We start from the raw sequence: 232 nt of genomic DNA on the forward strand, positions 1-232 counted from the left end.
CGTAGCGGCTCGACCCCCTCGCGCTCGACATCGCGGCCGGACACCACCGCGACGAGTTCGCCCGTGCGTTGATCGACGCCGAGCCCCGGTGGCCCGATCAGGCTGGCGCGGATCGCCGCCTGATGCGCGGTGATCGCCTGCACCAGTTCGGTCTGGCTGGCCTTCGCCCCGGTGACGAAGCTGACGACCGCGGTGTCGCCGGCGAGGTTCAGCGTTTCCTCGGGAACAGGCG

At 71.6% G+C, this 232-nt stretch carries 1 protein-coding gene; it reads right to left on the minus strand.

The features are described 5' to 3' along the window. Window positions 1-232 (minus strand): hypothetical protein (locus AC0IW9_RS32155; protein WP_471652328.1); only part of this gene is annotated, 232 nt, incomplete at both ends.

The sequence above is a fragment of the Belnapia sp. AC561 genome (assembly GCF_979252845.1).